Origin of the sequence: Methanosarcina siciliae T4/M (assembly GCF_000970085.1) — an archaeon.
Taxonomy (GTDB): Archaea; Halobacteriota; Methanosarcinia; order Methanosarcinales; family Methanosarcinaceae; genus Methanosarcina; species Methanosarcina siciliae.
On the sequence record NZ_CP009506.1, the window covers coordinates 1,068,707 to 1,085,631 of the forward strand.

Below are 16,925 nucleotides of genomic sequence, written 5' to 3' on the forward strand. Positions count from 1 at the left end.
TTCCAGAAAAGAAGCAATTGATATTTATCATCACATTACACATGATGAGCTTAGAGAGGCTTATATGAAGTATGTTCCACAGCTTGGAATTAAAATGTGATCTTACTTTTTGTATTGATTTGGCTCTGTAGAAATCTTCTAAAACAACGAATCATTATCATGTCCAGATTCTGATGAATATTCAATAACTGCTTCAAAGAACATTGTTTATTCAGTAAAACCTTTCTTCTGCATTATTTCTGGGTAGCGAAATAAAGCCATTCCTGTTTTCATCTTTCTGAAATTTAATTTTTCATAAAAAGGCTCTTTGCCAGGAGAGGCATACAGTATAAAATTGCATTGAGGAAGTGAATTTAAAATGTGTTCAACAATTTTCTTTCCTATCTTATTGCCCTGATATTCAGGCAATACCGCTACGTCATAAATTGCAGCTTGATATACTCCATCTGAAATTGCACGCCCAAAGCCAATTAGCTTTTCATCATCATAAACAAATATAACAGTGTGGCTATTTTCAAAGGCTGTTTTATGCACATTTTCCTCAAAAGATGCCATATTAACTTCTCTTAATATTTTTGAAACCTGATGCCAATCGATATTTAAACAAGTACGTTGAATTTTCAAATTCATTAATTTTCCTCTGGATATGTAGAAATTCTCTATTTTTTATTCAATAGATGATTTGAGTGTTGTGATCTCTTCGATGCATTTGCTAAAGCCCAAGTGGCTGTATTTGGGGTAGTAATTGTCGGCTTGTTTATTTCAGCAGCTATGTTAATAGTAACATTAGCTGGGTTGGCTATTGGGGCGAAACTATTAATGTTAATATTTGGGGTTTAAATCAGTTAGCCATAAGCAATGAAATTTGATGTTGAGTTATAGTATTAAGAAAAGGCCGCAACTACTCCGATAAACCGTTTCGTAAAATAGAAACAAAATTACTTTTATAAGAAAAGCCGAATAAATTAGACGCTGAGGGGGAGATTCGAACTCCCGTAGCGCGTGGCGCTACCGGTTTTCAAGACCGGCGCCGTGGTCCGCTTGGCTACCTCAGCATGTTGAAAAATACATTCAATGTTTTTTTCTAGCTTTCCGGACCAAGTCTGGCAAATCGCCCTTATATGCCGGGAAGCGTATACAGACAACCTGATTATTATATATAAAATTTGCGAAGAGAAAGATCTCCTCGCTTTTCTGTAAATTCAGTAAAATTATTCCTGGGACTCTGAAGTCTCTTCTTTAACTTCTGCTTCAGCTTCTGCTTCAGTTTCGGCTTCTGCTTCAGCTCCCGCCTCAGCCTCAGGTTCTGCAGGGACAAGGACTTCAGCTTCAGCTGTAAGTTTCTCGATGATCTGTATTTCTTTGAACCCGGCGTACTTGAAGAGTTCGGATGCGACCCTGTTCTTTGCCATGAGCCAGCGCTGGTTGAAGGTCAGGCCTGTGGGTACGTTGATCTTTGCAACACCGTCAACGATCTCGACCTCCATGTCGCGCATGCCGGTGTAGAGGGCAAGAAGGCCCTGGATCTTTTCAACATTGTCCTCAAGGAGTTTTTCAATGGTGTACTCGTAGCTGACGGTTTTGCCTGCAAGCGGGCTGTTAAAGTCTACAGTGACCCTGCGACCGATAACCCTGCTGACAACTCCTCTTCTGCCGTCCAGTTCAACAGGCAGGCCAGGGTGGACATTTCTGTCCTGAAATTTGGTTATGGAAACGGTTTCAATGAGCTTGGAGTCGCTCGGACCGAATGCTTTCTCCGGAGGGATGGTAATTGTGCTGGAGTATCCGGCTTCTTTTCCTTCAAGATCCTCATCAAGGCCCTCAATGGTGTGCCCTGCCCCGACAATAACAACGTCTCCGCCGTAAAGGCCGCGGGGGTTAAAGATCTCTTCCTTTTTTGCAAGCTCTTCGTCTGTTGTATCGAAAATCCTGCCGTCCTCAAATCTACCTGTGTAGTTTAACTTTATGAAATCGCCTTTTTGAATTGCCATAATTATCAACTCTTTTATTAAATTAATTAAACTTGATAAGCAAGGAAATTATCCTCTATCAGTTAAATTCCTGATCTTTCAAAGTAAACGCGTTCCACGCTATAGAACTCTGGCTTTAATAAGCTTTTTGGGAATCAGCTTGGTTGCCTAAAAGCTCGACGGTCATTGTATAAATTTGAAATTGAGTGGAATCCCTCATGAAACAGCACCGGCTGCCATTTAGATGACTTGATGGAAAAAGTTCAACCTGTATAAAGAGAGAAGAATTCCTTTCACTTTCGGCTTGTGAACTGTCCCCGAGGTAAAAATAACCTTTATCTCAGCTTTCGAAGGGATGTTTCGGCATAGAGATGCCCGTCCGGAAAGATCCAGTCATGCTATATTTATAAGATAAATCCCCGGAATGATTTTGATTACTCCAGCCAGAAACCTTCTTTGAATCAAAATTCTCCAGTTATTAGTCATTTTTACTCTGTACTACTGTTAATAGCCCTGAATACGATAAAATATTAAATACAACCTTGGATATAATATTTGATGGGGATAAGGAGATATAGTGGTTTTTATCTGTTTGGCAAACTGCTTGATTTTTCATTCAAACGGTTTTAGCAGGAAAGGCCCGATAAAAAGGACTCCGCTTTCAGGAGATATGTATGGAAAAAAACCTCAAGAGAATAGGGGTTTCCCTTCCGGGGGAACTTCTGGATAGATTTGATGAAACCCTTATGAAGAGAGGATATTCCTCGCGTTCTGAAGGTATAAGGGATTCCATAAGAACATATAACCAGCACTATGAGTGGATGCAGCAGATAAAAGGCACAAGAGCTGCAACCATCTCTCTGGTATATGACTGTTCAAAAAAAGGCATAACAAGTTCCCTGGCAAAAATTCAGCATGAATATATATCCCTGATAACATCTTCGGTTCATTTCCATATGGAAGAAGATTTCTGCTTTGAAGCTATAATCCTCGAAGGAGAAGGGGAAAAAATAGTAGAACTGGCTGAAAAAATCCTCAGCCTAAAAGGAGTTAAGCACTCCCGATTGACAACCGTGCCTGAAGTGAAGACAAAATAAACAAAGGGGACTGAAAAAATCTATCTTATTTCGCAGATGACCTAAAATTTGTCTATTGACCGCTTCTGTGAGAGATTTTTTGAAATTATACGTAAACCCTAAACAGAAAAACAAATTATTGCGATCCAACCTCCTGGAATTTAGAAAAAAATAGTTACTCTATTTCTTTCAGTTCCAACACCTAAGGGATATATATGTATCTTGGAAAAATCCACGCAAAACCAGACATCTATTTAAGAGAGCTCAAAAAAACCTTACGGGATACGGTAGGATTTTTTCTCTTAAAAGGATGGGAACAGTTAGAGAATGAAAATATTGAGACCGTTGACGATACAATGCTTCCGGAGATCTTTAAAATTCAGGCAGAAGGGTTTAAAAATGAAAAACATGGAGATATTATCAAATGCTCAAAGAAATTTAGAAATGTCTTTTATGTTATTAAGAGTCAGGACCAGGTAATAGGTTACTGTATGTATCACCTGAAACCGGCTTTTTCATCCAGAGGATTTGAGAAAAAATCGGTGGTTTATTCGATAGCAGTTGACACTAAATTTAGAAATAAGGGATTCGGCAAGAAGCTTCTGGAAGAAAGCATCAAGGAAATGAAGCTTAATGGGGTGTTGTCCGTTTTCCTATATGTGAATGTAAATAATACTCATGCCATTAATTTGTACAGGAAAACAGGTTTCTTTATAGTCAAAGAAGTAGAAAATATATGTGGAGAAAATGAGAGATGTTACAAAATGGAACTGAAACTTTTTTGATCAAATTTTTATGAATCTCTCCCTGGAAATTTTTTCCCCCCCACATTACTCGGTATTTTTAATAACATCAAAATTTCTTCTGATATCGTATTCAAAACATATAAAATCATAGAGAACCGAATGGAAATTATTGTAAATTGAATGCTACTTTTCTTGGTCACCAAGTATGCCACCGGATTATTTGTAACTTATCCGTAGAAATCCAAGAAATTTACGTTCAATCGAACATGGAGTGTGTACTCGTTTTTTCAAATTTGATCAATGATTCACCCCCACTACGTGAAAATCGATAGCATTAAAAACTATGAATGTATGAAATTTTACTGCGGAAAGTGAGTTTTTTACAATCAACGTTGCGCTGGTGTACCCCGCTACAAGCAATGGGGTCTGTTCGCGCCACGGATCCAAATTACATTAAAGGAGACAATAACCTGAACAATATAATTTGAACGGAAGTTTACAACCAAAAAATGGAATTGATAAATCATGTTATCGTTAACGGTTACCGGGGAAGTTTTCTATCCCCGCAGCAAACTAGCGAGGTATTCGACCGAAATAATTCTTCTTACACCAATACTTAATGAAGTTGTTTTTAGTGAAAATGTTTTATACAAAAGCTTAATTATATAAGAGTGAGAATTTCGGTAGACATTTTGATCTTCAATAAAATTATTTTTATGTTCATTATATCCTAGATTCGGCAGGTAAACATATAGATTAATATTAATAATTTTATATGAATGTGTATATTTTCCCTGGTCTTCCCATGGCAGAAAGAAACAGCATTAGAAACGTTGATGTAGCTTTGAAACGGGCAAGCTTTTTAAGTCACCTTGGTCTCATAGCTGGAGTTTTCCAGGAACTTGAAGTTGACAAACTTATTGATGAGAAGCTCCCTAAGAAAAGAGATCATAAAATATCCCATTCGATCCGTATTCCTGCCATGGTAATCAATGGTCTTGGTTTCTTGGGGCAACGTTTGTACTTATTTCCTAATTTTTTTAAAAATATTTCAACAGGATGGCTCTTTGGAGAAGACGTAACCAAGGAATACCTGAATCAATGCGCAATAGGAGACATCAATTTTGGACTGCTTAAAAACGGAAGATGGGACCTTAAGCAATTAGTATTGAGTTTAATTGTAAATCAGCAAGGTATACCCTTTTCATGAGTACTCATTCGGGAAACGCTCCAGACAAAATCACTATCATAGGCAAGATAAGGTTGAAAAAGGGTTCGGATTCTTGAAAAGTGACACCTTCAGCATATCGAAAGTTTTCCTAAAAAAGAAAACAAGAACAGAAGCACTTGTAATGATAATGGTTCTCTATCTCCTGATTTATTCAATTGCAGAATGGAAGTTGAGGACAAGATTGAAAGAAGAGAATGGAACTGTTCCATACCAGATAAAGAAGTCTGCAAAAACTCCCGCGATGAGATGGATATTTTTTATATTTCAGGGAATCATAGAGCTTATTACCGAAAAAAAGAGAGAATTGAGTCTGAAATTTTGAATATGGAAGAGATACATTGTAAGATTTTAAGTCTTATGGAGGAGAAATATGAAGAAATCCATCTATAATTGAAGAGACCTGCCGAAGGCAAGTTATATAGGCAAGTGGTCAATATTAGGTTTTATTGAAATCCCCGTACTTCCAGACTATTATAAGGTGTACTCTCTACACCTTTTTCCGGTAATTAAGGACTCCGGGAGTACATTAATCCAAGAGTACATAAAAGACATACCGAAAATTCTTCGAATAACAAGCACAAATAATGAAAGTAATTGAAAGTGCTTTCATGCCAAAGTGCTTTCATGCCAATAAAAATATACAACCCCGTATGCCTGCAAACCATGACTTTAGATCTGCAGCAAAGGAAAGAGTTTCTTTTGATAGCAGCAACGAAAAAACCCACGGAGAATTATAACAGTGGCTTTCAGCTTAAAGGTGGTTCTATAAATCCTACACGAATTTATAAAAGATTAGTTGCATACCTTATGAGTTTTAAGAAACTGCTGCAGGATACTTTAGGAGCCTACCTCTTAAAGGAATGGAAAAGTACTGAGAAGGAAAATATTGTACTTGTAGATGAAACTATGCTCCCTGAGATTTTTAGAATTCATGCCGAGAACTTTGATAGGGAAACCCAGAACAAACTTCAAAAATCCTCAAAGAAACTAAGAAAAATCTTTTACGTAATAAAAAGCCGGGACAAAATTGCAGGTTACTGCACATACTACCTGAAACCAGAACTCTCTTTCAAAGGGCTGAAAAAGAAATCTGTGATACAGTCATTTGCAATTGACAACAACTTCCGGGGGATGGGCCATGGAAGAAAGCTGCTGGAAGAAAGCATAAAGGAGATGAAATTGAACAGAATAACTTCAGTTCTCCTGTATGTAAATGTTATCAATACTCCTGCTATAAAACTATATGAGAAAATGAATTTTCAAATAATCAAAGAAATCGAAGAAGTATGTGGTAAGCAAGAGAAATGCTATTTAATGGAGTTAAAGCTTGCCTGAATAATTCCTTAATTGTTTTTACATTTGTTATTTTCCTGCAGGAATCCACAATTTCAGGAAATCGTTAACTGAGGAGAATTTTCTCCTTTTTTTACAGTTTATCACTTATCATCCTTTTACCAGGTCAGGAAGGTAAAAGGATATGCTTAAATAAAACTCGAGTTCACAGTTCAATGTGTATCTGGTTGACGTCCTTATTTTTGTAGGTGGACTGCTGCTGCTGGTAAAAGGAGCAGACCTTTTTGTAATGTCTTCGTCCTTGATTGCGGAGAGATTTGGGGTCTCGGAGTTTATAATCGGATTAACCCTTGTATCAATCGGGACATCCGTACCTGAGCTTGCCTCCTCCCTTACGGCATCCTTCGAACACGCAAATGGTATAGTCATAGGCAATGTACTCGGATCAAACATTGCAAATATAGGACTGATCGTTAGTACTGCTGCCCTTCTGTCCAACGTGAGAACTGAAGAGCTGATGCTTCGAAGAGACGGTTACATAATGTTCTTTTCCCTCTTTCTTTTTTTACTGTTTATTCTGGACTTTAGAATTTCAAGGCTTGAAGCCTTAATTTTTCTTTTGTTCTACTTTGTCTATCTCCTGTTCCTGCTTGATAAGGTGAAAAAACACGAAGAAGACATATACTTCAAGGACTTTATGAACTATTTTTTCAAGTTTGAGTACATCTTCGATTTAAAAGCGAGAATTGAAACAGGAATTCGAGGGCGAATTGAAGTAAAAAATGGAATTGGAATCAAAACAGAAACTGATATTAGAAGCGAAAATGGAACTGAGATTGAGATCGAGAAAGAAAGTAAAAGTGAAATAAAAAATCTTTCTGAAAGTAGCCTTTTAATAGAACTTATCAAGCTGATTGTAAGCGGAATTGCTATAATTGTTGGAGCAAAGTACTTCATAGAGCAGTCAATATTTTTTGCCCTGCTGCTGGAGATCCCGGAAACCCTTATTGGTATAAGCCTTGTTGCAATCGGGACTTCCCTTCCCGAGCTTATGGTAACGATTTCTGCAGCCCGCAGCGGTTATGCAAGCATAGCTCTTGGAAACGTTATAGGTTCAAATATTACGAATACGCTTTTGATTCTGGGCTTTTCGGGGCTTGTCAACCCCCTCACCGTAACCAAAATCAGTATATATTATATAACTCCCTTCATGCTGTTTATCAGTCTCCTGCTCCTGCTCTTTATCCGCACGGGCTGGAGGATAAAAAGGACTGAAGGAGTTATCCTTCTCCTTCTTTACTGCGGATTCATGTTTTCCATCTTCCGCATCGGATAAGAAACTACCCTGATTTCCAGCCCACTTGAATTGCAGCAGCAGAGTTGCGGCAGCAGAGTTGCGGCTCTGCAGTACGCTGTCTGTTTCACTCGCTATCGCTCGCTCAAGCAGACTATTTGCGGGAGAAATGAGCTACGCTCAAGCAGACTAAATAATATGGATCTATCCGAGCCTTAAAACCTTATTAGCCATATAGGGTCGTTCTTTTCCCGCTCGACGAAGGAGAACGGTCTTCCCACAAACAAGAAGAAAAAAGAAGAGGGAGAAGAAAGACGAAAGTAAGAGCAACCGAAGGTGGACAAAAATTGTGGAATAAAATTATGAATTGAAAAAAGATTTTCAGAGTCAATGGGGTATTTCTTATCCGGGGATACTCCTATGGCATTTGGTTTCTTCGAATAGCAGCAGCATCAAGTTATTTTCATATTCTTTTGAATAGGGGGTAAGATACTGTTTTTTTGAAGCATGGCATGCCAAAACTGATTAATTCCATCCGATATTCAGGTAAAACATCAACCGTTTAGTAATTCTTGTTTCGAACCTCGTAACCTGCCTCTTCAAGGGCTCTTACTGCAAGTTTTAGACATTTTTCCCTGATAAGGATGTAATCTGTATCATACGTAGAGACAGCAAATATGCTGATATCATTATCAGTAAGGATCCTGCTGATTCCTGCAAGAATTCCGGTGAGCCCGAAATCCAGGGGGCCTTCAACCTTCAGGCAACTCCAGCCTCTCTCAACCCGAACTTTTTCCGGGATATTTATAGGAATACTGCTTTCCGGGCAGACTAAAGAAAGTTCTTTAGAGGTTTTCGTAATCGAAAAGAAACTGCCCTCATAAACCCATGAGGGGATTTCAGACCCTGAATCCAGTTTACAAATCCCGAATATGCTTTTCAGGACACTCAAAGTAAGCTTATTCTGCTTCATGCCCGACATCGACTTCCATTTTCCTTCTTGTTTTTTATTTGTTTCGTTAGAAGTTTTTGCGAGTAACAGATATTTTCAGGAAGTTTCTTTTGAAGACGCACACAACCAGTCGCTGAATGTTATTTTCAAAGTGACAGATACTTCCCAGGGGAACCTATGAAATCAATTTATATAAAAACCCGGAAACCCTTAAAGCACTGAGAAACAAAAAAATAAAGACTGGAAAGGAAAAGATACGCATCTCTTCTATCCCTCAAGGCCCGGTACTTATCGGGAGCTATTCAGACTTAAAATTCTTTTATTCAAGACTTTCAGTGACTTTTCAAAATTCGTAAAACACTTCCTGTTAACTGGCAAACCAGCAGCCAGAAACTTTCTTGAGATTCGGTTTTTCTGAAGAAAAGGGGCCTTACAATGACATGAGATCCTTTTGGGAGAAATTTCCCGGTTGATACTTTCATTCGAAATTACTTGAACTTATTTACTCAACATTACCCGGACTTATTCATTCAACCGGACAGACCAGCGGTTAGACCCCCTGTTGAGGACAATCTTGTCTTCCCTGGCAAGCCAGCCAACGGCCATCAGAGCCATCTGAGAGTCAAAGCCGTTTGAGTTCAGATGATTCTTTATCTGGTTCAGGCTGCATTCTCCTTCTTCCAGCCTGTGATATAGCGCTCCTGCGGCTTCCCCTATCTTGGAATTCATATACTCCGTCATATTATCACCTATTACTTTATTACAATTGTTATTTCTGTTAAATTTGCACCGCTTTTGAGAGATGCTCATTATTTCTGAGATTAACCCAGGTTGTTTTTTGAAGTTTGAACTGGTTATATAAATCTACAATTTATGGGAACATGAAGAATAAACCCGAGGAACTTTAACTTTGGAACATTCATCAGTCTCAAGCCAAATTCCCTGTCAATCAAAGCAAAAATCTTCTCTTCGTTGCAGACAATCCTTAATCAAACAACCCTTAATCAAACAACCCTTAATCAAACGGCCCTTAATCAAACAACCCTTGATTAAACAATCCTAAATAATACAGCTGTCTCATTACGTTTTCCCCAAAATGAACAGACATTTCCAAGGGTTATAGGACAAGTTATTCTTAAGCAATATACTGATAACATATATGTTACACTGGAATACTATAAAATTTTCGTAAAAAAAGCCTGTTATACAGGATTAAGTTAAATTAGTCGTATTGTAGTTGGTGCAGAGAACCTGATCAAAAAACAGTTTCTGATGATAGAGACTAAAATAAGTACATTGGATGCAAAAAAGCCACAAGCATGGTATATATACCTAACGGTTACATTATATATTATCTATAAAGGTAGAACAAATTTACCTTATAAGTTATGAGAAAGGTAAGAGAAAAAGCTCTCTAAATAATGTTTTTGGGTAAACATATGCGAATTTTGTATTCAATAAATAAATATATTTATTTATATATAAATAAAAAAAATCAATGTTTTTAAATATAATAATTTTTCCGACTATTTTTAGTTAAAAAATAGGTATTGTTAATTAAGTATAGATAACTCTTTATTTCTGTGTTTCATCAATAGAAGAACAGAGTACTTTAGCATTTCAATACTCTTGGTATAACACTTTGTCTTTCGTCTCAACCTTGCCAGAAAGTGCCTTAATATGCCGTTATATCCTTCAACTGTATACGTTTCTGCTTTGGATTGAGTATGAATAGTTTCAGGAATAAACTCTGCATATGCCCTCCAGTGATCAGTCATCACTTCTCCAATCTCTTTCTTCTTTAATTTTTCCCAGAGTAGTTGTCCAGTTTTCGTTCCCCTGCTACCAAAAGAGCAGTTGATGAACTTTTTCCCAACTCTATCAACAGCAATCCAGATCCAGCAATATTTTTTTTGTTACCGATGTAAGTGTGCATCTCATCCAGTTCAACAATAGATATCTCATTTTCGCTTTTTAGCTCCTCCATCTCCTGACCAAATTTCTTTATCCATTTTTGGACAGAAACATGACTTACCCCTAAAAATCGTCCTATTGAGCGAAATCCTAATCCCTCAAGATAAAGTTGCAAAGCCTGTCTCTTAACTAAAGGAGAACTAGCAGTTGATTTTAGCTCGACTGAATAGTTATACCCACAATCGTGGCATTTGTAGCGTTGACGTCCACAAACTATACCGTTTTTTGTGTGATTGGAACTTTTGCATCTTGGGCAATTCATGCAGAAATATAGGTTTTCATAATATATAACTATAATTAACTACCAATACCAAAAAATATAATGACGCTGCATGGCAGGGTAGGATATTTTCTTTAAGTTTTTGGAAAGAACTTGAAAGAACGTAGATCTACTTGGAAAAGAGTCACTTCAACTAAAACCAGGGAAAGAAAAAGATCGCCTGCGAATGCTGAATTTTCCAAAACCCCTCTATTCTGTTTATTTTAAGGTTTGATTCCAATGGTAGTAGGTTCGATATTCGAATTATTAAATTCGTCAGAAATAATCTCCCTCCTCAACAGTATCGACAGCCTGGTCTGGGGTCCTCCTCTCCTGCTCCTGCTTGTGGGCACAGGAGCTTACCTGACATTGCGCCTGAAATTTATTCAGGTGTCCAGGTTGTCCACGGCATTGATATACGTAGCCCGTTCCCGGAAAATTGATACGAAAGCGCAGGGAGATGTCTCAAGTTTTGCTGCACTCTGTACGGCACTTTCGGCAACAATAGGAACATGAAACATAGTCGGAGTTGCAACGGCCATTGCAAATGGGGGGTCAGGAGCCCTTTTATGGATGTGGCTTGCAGCCTTTTTCGGAATGGCAACCAAGTACTCCGAAGCCCTCCTGGCAGTCAAATACAGAACCGTTGACGAAAACGGGCAGATGTCCGGCGGGCCCATGTACTACATCAAAAACGGGCTCGGGCATAAAAGCTACAGCGGGATTCTCGCCAAACTCTTTGCCCTCTTTGGAATCTGTGCTGCCTGTTTTGGAGTAGGTACCTTCACCCAGATAAACGCAATCGTAAACTCCGTGGAAATCACCTTCGGAATTCCGGGCAGCGACACGGCAATTATCATCGCCCTGCTGGTAGCTCTGGTAACTATCGGAGGGATCAAGAGTATTTCGCGCGTAGCTCAGCTCTTGGTGCCTTTCATGGCACTTTCCTACGTACTGGGTTGTCTTGTCATAATTTATTTTAACCTCGAAAACCTGCCCTCGGCTATTGCCCTTGTCGTAAAGAGCGCTTTTACCCCAACTGCTGCAAGCGGGGGTTTCCTCGGTGCAGGCGTAATGCTTACCATCCAGATGGGAGTTGCCAGGGGGATCTTCTCAAACGAGTCCGGGCTCGGTAGTGCCCCGATCGCAGCAGTTGCAGCCCGGGTCAGAGAACCTGCAAAACAGGGCCTGATCTCCATGACCGGGACTTTCTTTGATACGATTATTATCTGTACCATGACCGGGCTCGCTCTCATCCTTAGCGGGTCCTGGACAGCAGGAGCCAGCGAAGCCGCATACATGACCAACACCGCCTTTGCAGCCTTCCTCCCAACCGCAGGCACTTATATAGTGACCGTAGGTCTGATCTTCTTCGCCTTTACAACAATCCTGGGCTGGAACTATTACGGGGAACGCTGCGTGGAATACCTGGCAGGCGTAAAAGGAATCCGCCCCTACAAAGCCGTCTACGTTTTCCTGGTAGCTGCAGGCGGGTTCCTCTCAATCGAAGCCGTCTGGATCATAGCCGATATCTTCAACGGGCTAATGGCTTTTCCGAACCTTATCGCCCTCCTTGCTTTAAGCGGAGTGGTGGTAAAAGAAACCGAGAAGTACCTCAAAACCCTTGAAGCCGAAAAAACAGGCACACATGCATATTCTCCCGTAAACCGTGAAGTGAGGGCAGAGGCGGGGCCAGTCGTGACAGACGAAGAAGAGTGAAAATCCAGAAGATGGAGCAATGATTTACCAGATAAAATCATATCATTCTGGATCATATAGGATCGGATTAAAAGATTGAGTTTCTGGAGAAAACAAAAGATCCGGTCCTCCGGGTCCGGATCTTTAATTAAGAAGAATCCTTTTTTGAACTCAGGTAACCTTGTTTGGGCCTTTTAGGCTCTTTGGGCTTTTTGGTTCTGAATAATATTCCAATCAAGGAAGCCTTTGAAGTCAACGTTTAAGACCAACCTTGAACAAATAGTTAGTCCAGACCTTTCCTTATCCTTTAATTCTGTATCACTTCCGGGGCTGGCTCGAATGGAACTGCTGGGTGTGGACATACTAGAAGTTTTGACGGGAGTAGACCAGTTTGTCTGGGGGCCGCCCCTTTTGATTTTACTTGTGGGGACAGGAATTTTCCTGACTTTGCGCCTTGGGCTTATCCAGGTTTTCAGGCTTCCCCTTGCACTCAAATACGTTCTGAATTCTAGAAAATATGAAGACGGAGTCTTAGGCGACGTTTCAAGTTTTGCTGCCCTCAGTACCGCACTTTCCGCAACAATCGGGACCGGAAACATTGTAGGAGTTGCAACGGCAGTCAAAACCGGAGGTCCCGGAGCTCTTTTCTGGATGCTCCTTGCCTCCTTTTTCGGGATGGCAACCATGTATTCCGAAGCCCTCCTGGCAGTCAAATACAGAACAGTTGATGCAAACGGGCAGATGTCCGGAGGGCCCATGTACTACATAAAAAACGGACTGGGGCACAAAAGGTATAGCAAGATCCTTGCCCCGCTCTTTGCCCTTTTCGGGGTGAATGTGGCCCTTTTCGGGATAGGGACCTTTCCCCAGGTAAACGCTATCGTGGACTCGGCAAGGATTGCTTTTGATGTCCCCGAAGTCCTGACTGCAGCCGTGCTGAGCCTGCTTGTGGCTTTTGTGACGCTCGGAGGGATCAGGAGGATTGCGGTTGTTGCCCAGTTCATGGTGCCTTTTATGGCAGTGGCTTATGTGCTGGGTTGCCTTGTGATTATCGGGCTGAACCTTGAAAAACTCCCGGAAACGTTCGCTCTGATCCTCAGTTCCGCCTTTTCCGAAACAGCAGCAAAGGGAGGGTTCTTTGGGGCCGGGGTGATGCTTGCAATTCGGATGGGGATTGCCAGGGGAATTTTTTCAAACGAAGCAGGGCTTGGAAGCTCCCCCATAGCAGCCGCAGCTGCAAGGGTCAAGGAGCCGGCAAAGCAGGGACTTATCTCCATGACCGGGACCTTTTTCGATACCATTATTGTCTGCCTGATGACAGGAACAGTGCTCATCATGACGGATTCCTGGACCGGAGATCTTGCAGGGGCTTACATGACAAGCTATGCCTTTTCCACCGTACTTGCAGAAGCCGGGAGTTATATCGTAACGGTCGGGCTCATATTCTTTGCCTTTACAACCATTCTTGGGTGGAACTATTACGGGGAGCGCTGCACGGAGTTCCTCTTCGGGGTTAAAGGAATCCTTCCCTATAAAGTACTATATATCCTCATCGTTGCCTCAGGCGCCTTCCTGACCCTTGATGTCATCTGGGTCCTGGCAGATATCGTGAACGGGCTTATGGCGATTCCGAACCTGATAGCTCTCCTGGCGCTGAGAAAGGTTGTTGAATCCGAAACCGGGCGGTATTTTAAGGGAAAAAAGGATTTTTAAGGGAATAAAAGCTTTGAAGAAAAAGAAGAGCTGAAAAATTGTAGGGAAGAAGTTTGAAAAACATGAAAAATACAACCTGATGCAGGTTGCAAACAAAGTGTAACGGTTATAAGCAAGGCTCAAAGATTGTTAATCATAAGTTTTCATCAAACCAGACAGGGATTGTTACCTATGAAGTTTGCCTTTCCAGAAAAAGCCCCGGAGGCTATGAAAAATGGAAATAAAGGATTGAGTTTTGTAGCGGCGGTACTGCTAACAGCCACTCTTCTGACTTCGCCTGCATCTGCAGTTATCGTTTCAGGAGATACTCATCTTCAGGTTGAAGTCTCGGAAATAACCCCTAACCCTGCGAGGCCCGGAGAAGACCTGCTTATAACAGTCAATATAGAAAATACCGGTGATGAGCCTGCAGAGAATGTGATAATAGGGATTGAAGAACTTGACCCTTTTATCTTTAAGTACAGCACCTCGGATGTGTACGGTTCCGGGACCAATACCGAACGCACTTTTCAAATCGAACAGATAAGGCAGCGTTCGAAGGTCCAGGTGGACTTCCATTTCAGGGTCAACTCCGAAGCAAAATCTGGAGATTACCAGCTTGAATTTACTATCAAAGATGACAGCGGAACAAGCTTTTCAAAAAGGATTCCTATTCGAGTGGAGGGAAACCCTGATCTTGTGCTCACAGATACCGGGATCTTTCCGGTAAATGCGGAAAATTCCTCTTCCGGAGCCCTTGTCCCGGGGGAGGAATTTTACCTCAGGACTACAGTCAAAAATGCAGGGAACGGAGATGCGAAAAACGTCCGTGTTATCCTCGACCTGAACGGCTCTTCTCCGGTAATTTCCCTGCAGGATAATGTCCGTTTCTTTGAAAACCTGGGTGCCGGAAGTGTCGAAAACCTGTCTTTCAAACTCCTTTTAGGCAGCAATGCAGGCGTGCAGCCTTACAAGATTCCTCTCCGGATAACCGCCTCAAACGAAGCCGAAACCCTTCAGATCGACAAGTCCCAGGAAATAGGAGTGAATGTACTGAACCGGGCGAAAATAAATATTGCAAGCCTTAAATTCGACCCTGAGATACCTGAAAAAGGCCAGCAGGCTTCCATGATCCTGAGGCTTGAAAATGTGGGGGATGGAGAAGCCCGTTTTGTGAAAGCCAGGCTCGAAGGGCTTGATGGAGGCGGCAATACATATGCTTTTCTTGGAAAACTAAAAAAAGACGATGATGCCCCTGCAGTCTTTATCTTCATTCCTGAAAAGGCAGGAGAACAGGAGGTAACCCTGTTTGTGGAGTACGAGGACGATTTCGGGGCCCATCAGCTCAGTGAAAACCTGAAGTTCAATGTGATAAGAACAAAAACCAGTATTGTCCCGATTGTCCTGGGAGCAGTCATTGTACTTGCAGCCGCAGGCTTTTACCTGAAAAAGAAAGGCAAAATCTAAGCTGGGGAAACGAAAAGAGGAACGTTTCAAATAACCATAAAGGATGCCCTATTATGCTTGAAAAGGCTAAAGTCTCCTTTTTTCTTGCCAGCCGTTCAATTACTCGCGGCAACAAAGGGATTACAATCTTTACGGTCTTCGTGCTGACCCTGATATTTATTCAGCTTGTGCTTTTCTCAAGTATTTTGGCAGGAGTTACGCTCAAATTCAATGAGCTGATGGTGGACTACCAGACAGGGAACGTGGTGATCGAGCCAAAAGAAGAGGAACATTATATAGAGGATGCATCAGCCCTGCAGAAAAAGATCGAAAGTCTCCCCCGGGTGGTAGGGACTTCGGCCCGCCTGAAGACCACAGGAACCTTCCGCTACAAAGAAAAAGAGATCGGAGGTACGGTTTACGGGATTGACCCTGCGGATGAATCCTTTGTAACCGGACTTGAGGGGGCCGTAATAAGCGGGGAGTTTCTCAGCAGGCCCGACAGAGGCGAGATTATTCTGGGCAGGGAGGTTTCTGGAGGTTACGGTGCCCTGATGGAATCAAGGTCTCTTGGCGGTGTGGAGGTTGGAGACACCATAGAACTTACCATAAGCGGAAAAACCAGGGAATTCAGGGTCAAAGGGATCTATACTACCCTTTTTTTCCTTGCCGACTCCGGAGCCTACATCAGCCGCGCTGACATGGAAGAGATGCTGGGAGTGGAAAACAAGGATTATGCTCAGGAAATAGCTGTCAAGACCACCCCGGGCACGGATGAATATGAGACCCGCACGGCCCTGATGTCCCTCGGTATAAAGGAAAATATCCGTACCTGGCATGAGTTTGCAGGCATCCTCCGCCTCATTGAAAACACCCTGGGCCTTGTCAGGAACATTATGAACGCAATAGGCCTTTTGATAGCGTTTGTGATTATCTTCGTGGTAATTTATGTTAATATAGTGAATAAGAAACGGCAGATCGGGGTCCAGAAAGCAATAGGGATAGAACAGAATGTGATTGTTGCTTCTTTCGTGCTTCAGGCAATGCTCTACGCCGGCACAGGGATCATACTCGGCTATGCTTTTATGCGTTTCGGACTTGTTCCTTACACGGTTTCTCACCCTCTCCAGGTCCCCCTGGGTGCTATGAGTCTGAAACTTGACGATGCCGAAGCTATAGACAGGGCAGTCCTGCTTTTCCTTGCTTCCGTAATAGGCTCCGTAATCCCGGCGTATAAACTGGCCCAGAAAGATCTTCTTGAACTTATCTGGGGGAAGTGAGAGGAGGTGAAAAA

General features: G+C 41.4%; 15 protein-coding genes, 1 tRNA gene and 1 pseudogene. 11 read left to right on the forward strand and 6 right to left on the reverse strand.

Features of this window, described 5'->3' with window-relative positions; all coding sequences use genetic code 11:
• Window positions 1-207: 207 nt before the first annotated feature.
• The 3 genes from MSSIT_RS04700 to MSSIT_RS04710 all read right to left on the reverse strand — a co-directional run bounded on the left by MSSIT_RS04700 (window position 208) and on the right by MSSIT_RS04710 (window position 1,991).
• A complete protein-coding gene (locus MSSIT_RS04700; protein ID WP_048170447.1) occupies window positions 208-630 on the reverse strand; it encodes a GNAT family N-acetyltransferase in 423 nt (140 codons plus the stop codon).
• A gap of 340 nt (window positions 631-970) precedes the next feature.
• Window positions 971-1,055, reverse strand: a tRNA-Ser gene (locus MSSIT_RS04705).
• A gap of 156 nt (window positions 1,056-1,211) precedes the next feature.
• The gene (locus MSSIT_RS04710) at window positions 1,212-1,991 is read right to left on the reverse strand and encodes a peptidylprolyl isomerase (RefSeq protein WP_048170448.1); all 780 of its coding nucleotides are present in this window, start codon (window positions 1,989-1,991) and stop codon (window positions 1,212-1,214) included.
• A 653-nt stretch (window positions 1,992-2,644) separates the two neighbouring features.
• On the opposite strand from MSSIT_RS04710, the gene nikR reads away from it, so the two are divergent.
• The 6 genes and pseudogenes from nikR to MSSIT_RS04740 all read left to right on the forward strand — a co-directional run bounded on the left by nikR (window position 2,645) and on the right by MSSIT_RS04740 (window position 7,652).
• Window positions 2,645-3,067 carry a nickel-responsive transcriptional regulator NikR gene (nikR, locus tag MSSIT_RS04715; protein WP_048170450.1) on the forward strand — a complete coding sequence of 141 codons (423 nt, stop codon included), beginning with the start codon at window positions 2,645-2,647 and terminating at the stop codon, window positions 3,065-3,067.
• 194 nt (window positions 3,068-3,261) lie between these two features.
• Window positions 3,262-3,831 carry a GNAT family N-acetyltransferase gene (locus MSSIT_RS04720; RefSeq protein ID WP_048170452.1) on the forward strand — a complete coding sequence of 190 codons (570 nt, stop codon included), beginning with the start codon at window positions 3,262-3,264 and terminating at the stop codon, window positions 3,829-3,831.
• 766 nt (window positions 3,832-4,597) lie between these two features.
• A pseudogene (locus tag MSSIT_RS21680) lies at window positions 4,598-5,413 on the forward strand (DUF4277 domain-containing protein).
• 194 nt (window positions 5,414-5,607) lie between these two features.
• Window positions 5,608-5,760 carry a hypothetical protein gene (locus MSSIT_RS22860; RefSeq protein ID WP_156158787.1) on the forward strand — a complete coding sequence of 51 codons (153 nt, stop codon included), beginning with the start codon at window positions 5,608-5,610 and terminating at the stop codon, window positions 5,758-5,760.
• A 70-nt stretch (window positions 5,761-5,830) separates the two neighbouring features.
• On the forward strand, window positions 5,831-6,358 hold the full coding sequence (locus MSSIT_RS04735; RefSeq protein ID WP_231590420.1) for a GNAT family N-acetyltransferase: 528 nt from the start codon (window positions 5,831-5,833) through the stop codon (window positions 6,356-6,358).
• Between the two features lie 175 nt (window positions 6,359-6,533).
• The gene (locus MSSIT_RS04740) at window positions 6,534-7,652 is read left to right on the forward strand and encodes a calcium/sodium antiporter (protein WP_048170457.1); all 1,119 of its coding nucleotides are present in this window, start codon (window positions 6,534-6,536) and stop codon (window positions 7,650-7,652) included.
• A gap of 520 nt (window positions 7,653-8,172) precedes the next feature.
• Here MSSIT_RS04740 and MSSIT_RS04745 read toward each other — a convergent pair.
• The 3 genes from MSSIT_RS04745 to MSSIT_RS21685 all read right to left on the reverse strand — a co-directional run bounded on the left by MSSIT_RS04745 (window position 8,173) and on the right by MSSIT_RS21685 (window position 10,798).
• Window positions 8,173-8,583, reverse strand: a complete 411-nt coding sequence (locus MSSIT_RS04745; protein ID WP_048174508.1) for an ACT domain-containing protein — start codon at window positions 8,581-8,583, stop codon at window positions 8,173-8,175.
• A gap of 501 nt (window positions 8,584-9,084) precedes the next feature.
• A complete protein-coding gene (locus tag MSSIT_RS04750) occupies window positions 9,085-9,303 on the reverse strand; it encodes a winged helix-turn-helix domain-containing protein (protein ID WP_052721515.1) in 219 nt (72 codons plus the stop codon).
• A gap of 812 nt (window positions 9,304-10,115) precedes the next feature.
• A protein-coding gene (locus MSSIT_RS21685) for an IS1 family transposase (protein ID WP_148704729.1) occupies window positions 10,116-10,798 on the reverse strand; the annotation gives its coding sequence in 2 pieces (ribosomal slippage) (window positions 10,116-10,475 and window positions 10,478-10,798; 681 coding nt in all).
• A gap of 237 nt (window positions 10,799-11,035) precedes the next feature.
• On the opposite strand from MSSIT_RS21685, the gene MSSIT_RS24530 reads away from it, so the two are divergent.
• The 5 genes from MSSIT_RS24530 (at window position 11,036) to MSSIT_RS04780 (ending at window position 16,911) form a co-directional block, all read left to right on the forward strand.
• On the forward strand, window positions 11,036-11,311 hold the full coding sequence (locus tag MSSIT_RS24530; RefSeq protein ID WP_231590421.1) for a hypothetical protein: 276 nt from the start codon (window positions 11,036-11,038) through the stop codon (window positions 11,309-11,311).
• Window positions 11,312-11,314: 3 nt separating this feature from the next.
• Entirely contained in the window at window positions 11,315-12,514 is a 1,200-nt protein-coding gene (locus tag MSSIT_RS04765; RefSeq protein ID WP_269430826.1) for an alanine/glycine:cation symporter family protein, read from the forward strand.
• Window positions 12,515-12,832: 318 nt separating this feature from the next.
• On the forward strand, window positions 12,833-14,206 hold the full coding sequence (locus MSSIT_RS04770) for an alanine/glycine:cation symporter family protein (RefSeq protein ID WP_048170463.1): 1,374 nt from the start codon (window positions 12,833-12,835) through the stop codon (window positions 14,204-14,206).
• 171 nt (window positions 14,207-14,377) lie between these two features.
• Entirely contained in the window at window positions 14,378-15,652 is a 1,275-nt protein-coding gene (locus tag MSSIT_RS04775; RefSeq protein WP_048170465.1) for a COG1361 S-layer family protein, read from the forward strand.
• A gap of 53 nt (window positions 15,653-15,705) precedes the next feature.
• Complete coding sequence (locus MSSIT_RS04780) at window positions 15,706-16,911, forward strand: ABC transporter permease (protein ID WP_048170467.1); 1,206 nt, start codon at window positions 15,706-15,708, stop codon at window positions 16,909-16,911.
• Window positions 16,912-16,925 lie beyond the last annotated feature (14 nt).

What these genes read in the sequence shown, in the direction of transcription:
- MSSIT_RS04745 (WP_048174508.1), bottom strand. Translation starts at nt 8,583, where the DNA reads ATGAAGCAGAATAAGCTTACTTTGAGTGTCCTGAAAAGCATATTCGGG.
- MSSIT_RS04780 (WP_048170467.1), top strand. Translation starts at nt 15,706, where the DNA reads ATGCTTGAAAAGGCTAAAGTCTCCTTTTTTCTTGCCAGCCGTTCAATT.
- MSSIT_RS04720 (WP_048170452.1), top strand. Translation starts at nt 3,262, where the DNA reads ATGTATCTTGGAAAAATCCACGCAAAACCAGACATCTATTTAAGAGAG.
- MSSIT_RS04735 (WP_231590420.1), top strand. Translation starts at nt 5,831, where the DNA reads ATGAGTTTTAAGAAACTGCTGCAGGATACTTTAGGAGCCTACCTCTTA.
- MSSIT_RS04770 (WP_048170463.1), top strand. Translation starts at nt 12,833, where the DNA reads ATGGAACTGCTGGGTGTGGACATACTAGAAGTTTTGACGGGAGTAGAC.
- MSSIT_RS04750 (WP_052721515.1), bottom strand. Translation starts at nt 9,303, where the DNA reads ATGACGGAGTATATGAATTCCAAGATAGGGGAAGCCGCAGGAGCGCTA.
- nikR (WP_048170450.1), top strand. Translation starts at nt 2,645, where the DNA reads ATGGAAAAAAACCTCAAGAGAATAGGGGTTTCCCTTCCGGGGGAACTT.
- MSSIT_RS04775 (WP_048170465.1), top strand. Translation starts at nt 14,378, where the DNA reads ATGAAGTTTGCCTTTCCAGAAAAAGCCCCGGAGGCTATGAAAAATGGA.
- MSSIT_RS04700 (WP_048170447.1), bottom strand. Translation starts at nt 630, where the DNA reads ATGAATTTGAAAATTCAACGTACTTGTTTAAATATCGATTGGCATCAG.
- MSSIT_RS24530 (WP_231590421.1), top strand. Translation starts at nt 11,036, where the DNA reads ATGGTAGTAGGTTCGATATTCGAATTATTAAATTCGTCAGAAATAATC.
- MSSIT_RS22860 (WP_156158787.1), top strand. Translation starts at nt 5,608, where the DNA reads ATGAAAGTAATTGAAAGTGCTTTCATGCCAAAGTGCTTTCATGCCAAT.
- MSSIT_RS04710 (WP_048170448.1), bottom strand. Translation starts at nt 1,991, where the DNA reads ATGGCAATTCAAAAAGGCGATTTCATAAAGTTAAACTACACAGGTAGA.